The organism is Sutterella sp. (assembly GCF_052272535.1).
GTDB lineage: Bacteria > Pseudomonadota > Gammaproteobacteria > Burkholderiales > Burkholderiaceae_F > Sutterella.
The window spans coordinates 1-8,985 of sequence record NZ_DAVZJY010000088.1; the positions used below are offsets into that span (position 1 = coordinate 1).

General features: G+C 62.6%; 8 protein-coding genes. 1 reads left to right on the forward strand and 7 read right to left on the reverse strand.

The features are described from left to right. Positions 1–409 precede the first annotated feature (409 nt). Positions 410–697, forward strand: a complete 288-nt coding sequence (locus ACT6Y9_RS05900; protein ID WP_295477629.1) for a KTSC domain-containing protein — start codon at positions 410–412, stop codon at positions 695–697. Between the two features lie 50 nt (positions 698–747). On the opposite strand, the gene mgtE is transcribed toward ACT6Y9_RS05900, so the two are convergent. The 7 genes from mgtE to ACT6Y9_RS05935 all read right to left on the reverse strand — a co-directional run bounded on the left by mgtE (position 748) and on the right by ACT6Y9_RS05935 (position 8,731). Then, positions 748–2,235 carry a magnesium transporter gene (mgtE, locus tag ACT6Y9_RS05905; protein WP_295477626.1) on the reverse strand — a complete coding sequence of 496 codons (1,488 nt, stop codon included), beginning with the start codon at positions 2,233–2,235 and terminating at the stop codon, positions 748–750. Between the two features lie 173 nt (positions 2,236–2,408). Next, positions 2,409–4,430: a ribonuclease catalytic domain-containing protein gene (locus ACT6Y9_RS05910; protein WP_443743846.1), complete on the reverse strand. Its 2,022-nt coding sequence runs from the start codon at positions 4,428–4,430 to the stop codon at positions 2,409–2,411. A gap of 126 nt (positions 4,431–4,556) precedes the next feature. Then, positions 4,557–5,168 (reverse strand): YqiA/YcfP family alpha/beta fold hydrolase, encoded by a 612-nt coding sequence (locus tag ACT6Y9_RS05915; RefSeq protein ID WP_443743847.1) that lies wholly within the window; start codon positions 5,166–5,168, stop codon positions 4,557–4,559. 1 nt (position 5,169) lies between these two features. Further along, positions 5,170–6,558 carry a UDP-N-acetylmuramate:L-alanyl-gamma-D-glutamyl-meso-diaminopimelate ligase gene (gene mpl / locus ACT6Y9_RS05920; protein WP_443743848.1) on the reverse strand — a complete coding sequence of 463 codons (1,389 nt, stop codon included), beginning with the start codon at positions 6,556–6,558 and terminating at the stop codon, positions 5,170–5,172. A gap of 83 nt (positions 6,559–6,641) precedes the next feature. Continuing rightward, the gene (locus ACT6Y9_RS05925; protein ID WP_443743849.1) at positions 6,642–6,848 is read right to left on the reverse strand and encodes a hypothetical protein; all 207 of its coding nucleotides are present in this window, start codon (positions 6,846–6,848) and stop codon (positions 6,642–6,644) included. Positions 6,849–6,889: 41 nt separating this feature from the next. Beyond that, positions 6,890–7,306 (reverse strand): hypothetical protein, encoded by a 417-nt coding sequence (locus ACT6Y9_RS05930; protein ID WP_443743850.1) that lies wholly within the window; start codon positions 7,304–7,306, stop codon positions 6,890–6,892. A 315-nt stretch (positions 7,307–7,621) separates the two neighbouring features. Beyond that, the gene (locus ACT6Y9_RS05935) at positions 7,622–8,731 is read right to left on the reverse strand and encodes a Fic family protein (RefSeq protein WP_443743851.1); all 1,110 of its coding nucleotides are present in this window, start codon (positions 8,729–8,731) and stop codon (positions 7,622–7,624) included. Positions 8,732–8,985 lie beyond the last annotated feature (254 nt).

The window sequence follows — 8,985 nt, forward strand, 5'->3', positions numbered from 1 at the left end:
TGAAGCGCCCTCCGGGATCCGTACGGCTCCCGGGTGGGGCGCCCTGAGGCTCGGGCGTCCGCTCCTTCTCCTTTCGTCTTGTTCTGTGAGCGGGGGCGGCGAAGCTCACGACTGAACGCTGGTTCGTCTACAAAGCGAAACAAACCGGTCCGGCGCATGCGCCGCCCGATGAAAGCGGAGAAGTCGTGGGAGGATCAGGGTTTCCCCGACCTCCCGGAACTGCATTTGGCGGGAGGTTAACAGAATTCGAGGAGCGGCTCACGCATTTTTCTGCAACGAAAGGAACGGCAAGCGTCATGCGGCCGCTCAGGACGGGCGGCGCTCCGGCCCCGGAGAGCCTCCTACAATTCTGGGACGGCCGCCCGCCCGCGCGAGGAGGAGCGGCGTCTTTTCGATCAGGAGTCCGGACATGAAGCGCAGACCCATTCACCGCGGCGGCATCGCCTCCGCGGGCTACGACCGCTCGCGGCGGTGCCTCGACGTGGAGTTTGAAACAAAGCGCGTGCTGCGCGCCGAGTCGGTCGGCCCCGAAGTCGCCGAGCGCTTCCTCCATTCGAGCGCCCCGCACGTCTACTGGAAGGAGGAGATCGAGGACGTCTACACCGTCCGCGAAATCTCCGTGCGCGAGAGCGACGAGGAGAAGCCCGCCGCGAAGAAGTCGATCGACGACCTGAAGCGCCTCTTCGGGGACCTTTGACGCCGCCCGGAAACAAAGCGAGCTCCTGCAGAGGAGCCCGTCCGGAATGATCAGCGGAAGAAGGCCGTGGCGAGTCCGAGGAAGATCAGGAATCCGCCCGAATCGGTCGTGAAGGTGAGGAGAACCGAGCCCCCCATTGCCGGATCGCGCCCGAACTTCTTCAGGATGAACGGCACCGCGAGGCCCACGACCGCGCCCTGCAGAATGTTGAGGAACATCGCGAGCGCCATCACGAGGCCGAGCAGCCGCCCCTCGGGCATGTTCCAATAGAGCCCCCAGGCGCACGCGCCCGCGATCACGCCCCAGATGAGGCCGTTGATGAGCGCGACGCCGATCTCCTTCTTCCAGATGTCGACGGTGTTCGCCATCGTCACCTGGCCCATGGCGAGCGAGCGCACGAGAAGCGTGAGCGTCTGGTTTCCGGAGTTGCCGGCCATCCCCGCCACGATCGGCATGAGGGCGGCGAGAGCCACGACGCGCTCGATCGTGCCGTCGAAGGCCGAGATCACGCGCGAGGCGAAGAAGGCCGTGCAGAGGTTGACGCCGAGCCAGAGCCAGCGGCTCTTGGCGGAGTCCCAGACGCCGCCGTACATGTCCTGTTCGTCGTCGAGACCGACGGCGCCGAAGGCGTCCTCCTCGCTCTCTTCACGAATGACGTCGACCACTTCGTTGACGGTGAGTCGGCCGACCAGACGCCCGGCCTCGTCCACCACCGCCGCGCTCACGAGGTCGTAGCGTTCGAACGCCTGCGCCGCGTCGCTCGCCGAATCGAGCGGATTGAGCGTGAAGGCCTCGGTGTTCATGATCCGGCGCACCTGCTTCGTCGGATCGTTGGTGAGCATCTCCACGAGGGGGAGCGTGCCCTTCAGAATCCCCATGCGGTCCACGACGAAGATCTGGTCCATGTGGTCCGGGAGGGTCTTAAAGCGGCGCAGGTACCTGAGCACCATGTCCACCGTCACCTCCTCGCGGATCGAGATCATCTCGAAGTCCATGCGCGCACCGACGGACTCCTCGGGGTAGGACATCGCGGCGCGCAGCTGGACGCGCTCTTCGTGCGAAAGGCCTTCCTGAACCTCCGCCATCACGTCGGGCGGCAGGTCGTCCACCAGATCGGCGATCTGGTCGGTGTCCAGAGTCTCGACGGCGTCCACGAGCTCGTCGCGATCCATCGCGTCGATCAGGGTTTCGCGGACGCCCTCGTTGACTTCAAGAAGAATGTCGCCGTCGGACTCGCTCTTGACCTGATTCCAGACGGCAAGTCGGTCGTCGAGCGGCAGCGCCTCGAGCACCCAGGCGATGTCGGCGGGGTGCAGGGGCTCCAGGACGTCGCGCAATTCCTGCGCGGCCTCGGGGGTGATCGGACGGGCGTCGTCGTGCTGGTCGCCGCGCTCCTTGGCGAGCTCGCGCGCACGGTCCTCGTCCTCGTCGAGGATCTGCTGAACGCGTGCGAGGGCGCGGGAGGCCTCGTCGGAGTCGAGCGTCGGAGCGTTCTCCTCCTCGTCGCCGGGCTTAAGCGCTTCGTCCTCGCGGCTCATCAAAAATACCTCAGGAGACCCCTGCCTTCAGGCCGGGGTAGTTGACGGGATTCCTCAGGGGTGACTTGGCGCCCTTCCGGGTGCGGCGCACCGCGCCCGAAAGAACCGCCCGAGAGGCTAACACAAGGCCGGCCGGCCCGGGCGGACGGCCGGCAGGGGGAACCGGCCTCAGATCAAGAAGCGCTCGAGGCGGGGGCTTCGTGAGCTTCTTCGTGCGCTTCTTCGTGCGCCTCGGCCTTCACGGCGTCTTCGGATTCGGCTTCGGCCGCCGCCTCGGCGAGCTCCTCTTCGAGCCCCGACTCCTCGCCGGGCGAGAGCGATTCGTCCAACACGCCGATGAGCTGCGCGTCCATCACGAGGTCCACGAGGTCGCAGCCGAGGATGCGCAGCCGCACCTTGCGTCCGCGCTCGAGGTCTTCGGGCAGCCCCGGCACGCGCTGCATGAAGGGCAGGCCGTCGATGCGCACGAGGTCGCCCTTGACGACGATCGCCTCGATCTCCTTGAGGCCCTCCTGGAGGATCCAGCGCAGCGACCAGTAGCGCTCCATGCGCGTCTGAAAGTCGCCGTAGAGGCTGTAGATGTTCTCAAACGAGCTCACGATCGTGAAGAGGTCCACGTCGTTGCGGGCGTAGGCGGGGGGCTCGCCGCGCAGCGCCGTGATCATCTGGCGCTGGTTGACGAGGTCCACGTAGCGGCGCAGCGGCGACGTGCTCCACGCGTAGCGCAGCACCCCGAGGCCGTCGTGGGGCCCCGGCGACGTGCTCATGCGCACGCGCCCCATGCGCTGCGAGCGGTAGATCCCCGGAGTGTCGTGCTCCTCGAGCCAGAGGCCCCAGGTGCTGTTGGCGAAGATCATGAGTTCGGCGACGAGGAGGTCCAGGGGCGCGCCGCGGCGGCGGCCCTTCACGCGGATCACCGCGTTCTCCCCTTCACCCTCGAGCGCGAAGAACCAGTCCACGCGGCCGACGGGCTCGGGGCGGCCCCGCACCTCCTCGCGGCCGTGCTGCAGGACCTTGGCGAAGTGCCAGAGCCAGCAGATCTCGTGCGCGAAGGGGATGTCGAGCGTCTGGTTCTGAATCGCCTCCTCGGTGACGAGGGCGTCAATCTTGTCGTAGCGCAGGTTCGCCTTGAGGGCGATGCGCTCGAGGCGCGTCTCGGTCTTCTCAACCGCGTACGTGTCGTCCTTCACCCAGGCGTAGAGCGAGAGGCAGGGCACGGTGACGCCTTCGTCGAGCGAGGCCGCCTTGATCCAGTCCTCGGGGAGCATCGTCGTCTTGAGCCCCGGCGCATAGACCGTGCTCATGCGGGTCTTGGCAACTTCATCCAGGGGGCTGCCGCGCGTGATCATGAGCGCGGGCGCGGCGATGTGGATGCCCACGCGCGTCACGCCCCCGTCGAGATGCACGACGCTCGCCGCGTCGTCGATTTCGGTGGTTTCCGAATCGTCGATCGAGAAGGCCTCGACGTCGGCGAGCGGAAGCTCAGACCAGTCGTTCGCCGGAGGCTTCGGAAGGTTGTCGGGGAACCCGCGTCCGCGGGGAAAGTTCATCGCGTAGAAGCTGTCCACGTGCCAGCGCCAGGGCGAGGCGATGCCGCCCAGCTGCAGCATGAGCCGCAGGGGCGTGAGCCGCGCTTCGGCGGCGGCGTCCGAGAACGCCTTCCATTCGATCGAATTGCGGTCGGGGGCGATGAGGAGCATGAGCGCCTGACGGGCGATCGGTTCAGGGAGCCGCCCTTCGACCATCTCCTTCGTCCATGCCTTCTTCTGCTCCTCCTGACGGCGCTTGCGCTCAAGGGCCTCGAGCGCCTTGGCGAGGATGTCGGCCGGGGCCTTTCTGTAGGCGCCGCGCCCCTTGCGGTAGAAGTAGACGGGGTTGGCGTGCAGTGTCGTGAGGAGCGCCGCCTTCTCGACGGGCGAGGCGCCTTCGCCCCAGTACTCCGCCGCGAGCTCGAGGAAGGTGAACTCATCCGCGGGCGCCGCCTCCCAGAGGAAGGCGGGGTCGAGCTCCTCGGCCGCCGCGGGAATCGCCGCGATCAGCTCCGCGGCCGAGGGCGACTCGAAGGAGAAAAAGACGTGGGACGCCTTGATCTTCGTTCTGCGCCCGGTCGTGAGCTCCACCTGATAGGCGCTGCCCGCCTGCGAGAGCACCGTGCCCGCCTTGAAGGCGCCGTCTTCTTCGAAATAGATGTACATGTCGTTCGGTCGTTCCTTGCTTTCTTCTTCCGCTTCGCCGTCCTGAGGGACGGGGGGAGCGCCCCCCTGCGAGGCCGATATTTTGCCCGATCCGCGCGCGGCAGCCGGGCCCTCCCGGGCGGATTCTCAGCCGCTTGCGGCCGCGCGCCGCGCGAAGAAAGCGGCAACGGCGGGGAGATACCGGGCGAAGCGCTCCATGCGGTGGTCGTCGCCCACGGAGAGGATCCGCGGCGAGGCGGCGAGCGCCTGCGCGGCCTCGCGCCAGTCGAGCACCTCGTCGGCGGTCGAGAGGAGTACGAGCAGGTCGGCGGGGTCGCGGGGTGCGGGCGGCGTCTCCCGGGCGAGCGCCCGGAAGTCGTCGGCGAACCCGGCAAGCACCTCGATCCACCGGTCGGTGCCGTAGATCCGCTGCGGCCCCGTGTGTGCGGGGACGAACCGCCAGGGCTCGAGGCAGGGGTTCACCACCGCAGCGGGAAGTCCGAAGCGGCGCGCGGCGCGCAGCGCCCAGAACCCGCCGAGGCTCGAGCCCGTGACGAGCGTGCGCCGGCGGGCGTCGGGCGTGAGCTTCCCGAAGAGGCCTTCGAGAAGCGCCTCGACTTCTCGCGGCGGCAGATTGAGGTCTGGAGCCTCGAACCTCCGTCCGGCGGCCTCGGCCGCGGCCCGGAGCTCCCGCCCCTTCGCCGAGGCCGGCGACGAGAGGAACCCGTGGAGGTAGACCACCGTGAAGGGCGCCGTCATATCAGTCCCTTTCGCTCTCGAAGCCCCCGACGCGGGCGGCCTTTTCGGAGAGCCCCGCGAGGAGCTTGCCGTGGATGCCGCCGAAGCCGCCGTTGCTCATGCAGAGGATGACGTCGCCGGGCTTGGCGTCGGCCACGACCTGCTCGACGAGGGCGTCGAAGTCGTGCGTCACCCAGGCGCGGGCGCCGAGGGGCTCGAGAGCCGCCTCGGGCGACCAGGCGACGCCGCGGCCCGCGTAGCAGCAGACCTCGTCGGCGCCGGCGAGCGCCCCTGCGAGCTGATCCTTCATGGTCCCCAACTTCATCGTGTTGCTGCGCGGCTCAAGGACGGCCACCAGGCGCCTGCCGCGGTACTTCGCGCGCACGCCCGCGATCGTCTCGCGGATCGCCGTCGGGTGGTGCGCGAAGTCGTCGATCACGACGCAGCCGTAGGCTTCGCCCTTCACCTCCTGCCGGCGGTGAACGCCCGGGAAGCGCTTCAGGGCGGCGATCGCCTCGACGGGCGACACGCCCGCAGCATGGGCGGCGGCGACGGCGGCGAGCGCGTTGAGTTCGTTGTAGCGCCCGGGCATCGCGACCTCGATGCGGCCGACGACGCGCCCCTCGAAGGCGGCTTCGCCGCCCTCGGAGAGCGACCACCCGGCCGCGGTGCCGAAGTCGGCGTCGAAGCGCTCGAGCCGCGACCAGCACCCGCGCGCAAGGACGCGCTCGAGCGCCGGGCTCTTCGCGTTCGCGATCACGACGCCTTCACCGGGCATCGTGCGCACGAGGTGGTGGAACTGCGTTTCGATCGCCTCGAGGTTGGGGAAGATGTCCGCGTGGTCGTATTCGAGGTTGTTCAGAACGGCGATCCGCGGGCGGTAGTGCACGAACTTGCTGCGCTTGTCGAAGAAGGTCGTGTCGTATTCGTCCGCCTCGATCACGAAGGGACCGGCGGGGTCGCCCAATTCGGCGGACTTCTCGCCCCAGCACGGCAGTCCCCCGATCAGGTACCCCGGGTTGAGGCCCGCCTCGCGCATGATCCAGGTGAGCATCGACGTGGTCGTGGTCTTGCCGTGGGTGCCGGCCACGGCGAGCACCGTGCGGCCCTGCAGGATCTGCTCGCTCATCCACTGCGGGCCGCTCGTGTAGGGCAGTCCCGCGTTGAGGATCGCCTCGAGCAGCGGGTTGCCGCGCGAAATGGCGTTTCCGATCACCCAGAGGTCGGGCGAGAGCACGAGCTGCCCCGGGTCGTAGCCCTGCGTGATCTCGATGCCGTTCTGCGCGAGCGCCTCGCTCATCGGCGGATAGACGTTCTGGTCGCACCCGGTGACGCGGTGGCCCGCGGCGCGGGCGATCTGGGCGACGCCGCCCATGAAGGTTCCGCAGATGCCGAGGATGTGGATGTGCATGTTGAATGCCTCTCGCTGGTGTTCTTTGTCGGTGAGGCGAATTTTCGCCCATCCGCCGCCCTCGCGACACGGCGAACGCACCTCTATTTCAATAGCAAGCCTTGAGAACACGCAATGCGCTGAAGGGCTTCGTCAAAATTACGGCATCGCATTTGCATCTGGCGAATCGAGGGCAGTGTTTTGACGAGGTTCTTCTCCCAAAGCCAATAGCGATAGTGTTCCAACATGGCTAACGCCAGCTTGTTGAGGGCTGAACGGTTCGTGATGTAATTCACGTCTTTTGTCTGCATTCGATCTTGATTGAAATTCACGTCCAATGAGGACGCCCCGCTCAGTGCGCTTGCCAGCGCGCCGATGACGATGGGTTCAAGCGGAAAGATAGCCCGGTGACAATCTCGAGCCTCGATGTCGGCATCTTTTGCTGCATCTTGAACACGGCTTTGATTTTTTCGGAGATTTGCGCAAGTTCATTGGTCTGTGAAAGCGCATTTTTCCCTACAAGCTTGCGGAGCGTTTCAACTTCCTCCAGCAATCGCCGATGCTCTTGGCGCTCAAGCCAAAGTTCGCCGAAAGAGAATTGGCCGTTCTTGATGATGCCGATAGTCTCGCGAACGGTTTTCTTCTTGCCGGTCTTTTCATCGAGAACGTGATTCTCGCGAAATACTTGAAAATCGCCCGGACGATTGGGTTTGGCGTTCAGCTGGCAGTTTGGAGGAATGTCGGGGAATTTTTTGTAGTCGACGCGCATGGCATATTCATATTCGAATAGTGATATTATGCCATGTAGCTACCGGAATAGGTATTTATTTTCCATGAAAATACGGCGTTTGAGAAATGCAGTCTATTCTTCATGCGTTCGCCCCGGTTGACAGCATCCGGGGAGGTAATGCATGGCTTCATAAAATGAGCGCTTTGTGTGTGTTGTTTTCTGGTAGATTCAATCATATCGCAAAACGCCCATTTTTGCGCCTATAGGGCGGACAAAATTTACAATTAAATCGAAGACTTAGATTTATGGCAGCGCCCTTAAATTAATTTGTTTACGGTGACGATTGCGTCACTATTATGAAAGAAGGCTTAAGAGTGCGTCGAATTTGTAAATTGTTGGTCGCTTTCCCTTCCCTTGGCGAACAACGCTAACAAGCCCCTTGGATTTTAGTTTTTTGATAACTTGAGTGATGCCGACGTTTGTTAGATGTGAGTTAGTTTCTTGTGCTAAATTAGGTATTGTGAATACTGGATTGGCGAAAACATAATCAAGTGTGGCAATTGCGAACGATGAGTTCGTCGCATCAGCGAAGGCGACCTTAGAGCTTTCATAAAGTGATGTCATAGCATTAAGCAACTTTAAGTTTGATTCGCTGTGCTGAACGACGCCATTTAGGAAAAAACTTATCCATGTGTCCCAGTCGCCATGTTTGGAAATTCTACCTAAAGCAAGGTAGTATTCATCTCTGTGGCTTTGGAGATAAGAGCTGATGTAAAAGCAGGGCTTGTGTATCAGACGTTTGCTTGCTAGGAAGAGCGTTATTAGGAGCCTGCCCATTCGTCCGTTTCCATCTAGAAACGGGTGGATCATCTCAAACTGAGCATGTGCAACAGCCACCTGGACGACAGGGTTTATGTCATTCCGAGATAGAAAAGCAACCCAATTTTCAAGCAAGTCGAGTAGTCGAATCGGTTCCGGCGGAATAAAGGCTGCTTTTTCTATCGGTTCTCCAACTCTACCAATGTGTACTTGGACGCTGCGAAATTCTTCTGGTCGTTTTGTTTCTCCGCGCGCTCCTTTAAGGAGATTCGCATGTAGAGACTTAATGAGTCCAAGTGACAAATTGCGGCCACTATCAATTGCATCAAGACCATCAAGCATTGCAGACCGATAATTCAAAACTTCGTGAACATCATCCCTTCTTGCTGGTGGAGCTACGACACCCGCATTTTCAGCAATAACCTCATCGAACGAAGTTACGGTACCTTCTATGACGTTTGAACACTGTGCTTCCTTCATCAGCCAGGTGATCCAGAAAAGATCGGCCTTCGCTGAAGCGCACATCATCCCGTCGAGCCTTGCAATCGATGCAATGGCCTCGTGTTCTAGGTATCCGTAGGAACCCCATCGAGCATGCTCTTGGGCTACGGGAAGACAAGGCAGGTCAAATGGCACGATGGACATACACAAACTCTGTGATCGGTTTAGTTATTGAAAGGCCTATAAGCAAACTGAAGTACTTGTTTAGTTTGTTTTCGAAGTCTATTACAACTCAAGTGGCACTCTAGTTTCATAATGCATGTCTTGCGTCCACCATCAAGGCTCCTGTGGTAGGAGGCTTTTATGGAGGCTTCGTGCATACATGTGGGTAGGCGTCGCCTCGATGCGGGGCTGAACCCCCTGATGCAGAAGGAATTTGCGCATCCTATGCCCTGCGG

Excerpts from the sequence above, each read along its gene's own strand:
- ACT6Y9_RS05930 (WP_443743850.1), bottom strand. The coding sequence starts at position 7,306 with ATGCGCGTCGACTACAAAAAATTCCCCGACATTCCTCCAAACTGCCAG.
- ACT6Y9_RS05900 (WP_295477629.1), top strand. The coding sequence starts at position 410 with ATGAAGCGCAGACCCATTCACCGCGGCGGCATCGCCTCCGCGGGCTAC.
- mgtE (WP_295477626.1), bottom strand. The coding sequence starts at position 2,235 with ATGAGCCGCGAGGACGAAGCGCTTAAGCCCGGCGACGAGGAGGAGAAC.
- ACT6Y9_RS05935 (WP_443743851.1), bottom strand. The coding sequence starts at position 8,731 with ATGTCCATCGTGCCATTTGACCTGCCTTGTCTTCCCGTAGCCCAAGAG.
- mpl (WP_443743848.1), bottom strand. The coding sequence starts at position 6,558 with ATGCACATCCACATCCTCGGCATCTGCGGAACCTTCATGGGCGGCGTC.
- ACT6Y9_RS05910 (WP_443743846.1), bottom strand. The coding sequence starts at position 4,430 with ATGTACATCTATTTCGAAGAAGACGGCGCCTTCAAGGCGGGCACGGTG.
- ACT6Y9_RS05915 (WP_443743847.1), bottom strand. The coding sequence starts at position 5,168 with ATGACGGCGCCCTTCACGGTGGTCTACCTCCACGGGTTCCTCTCGTCG.
- ACT6Y9_RS05925 (WP_443743849.1), bottom strand. The coding sequence starts at position 6,848 with ATGCAGACAAAAGACGTGAATTACATCACGAACCGTTCAGCCCTCAAC.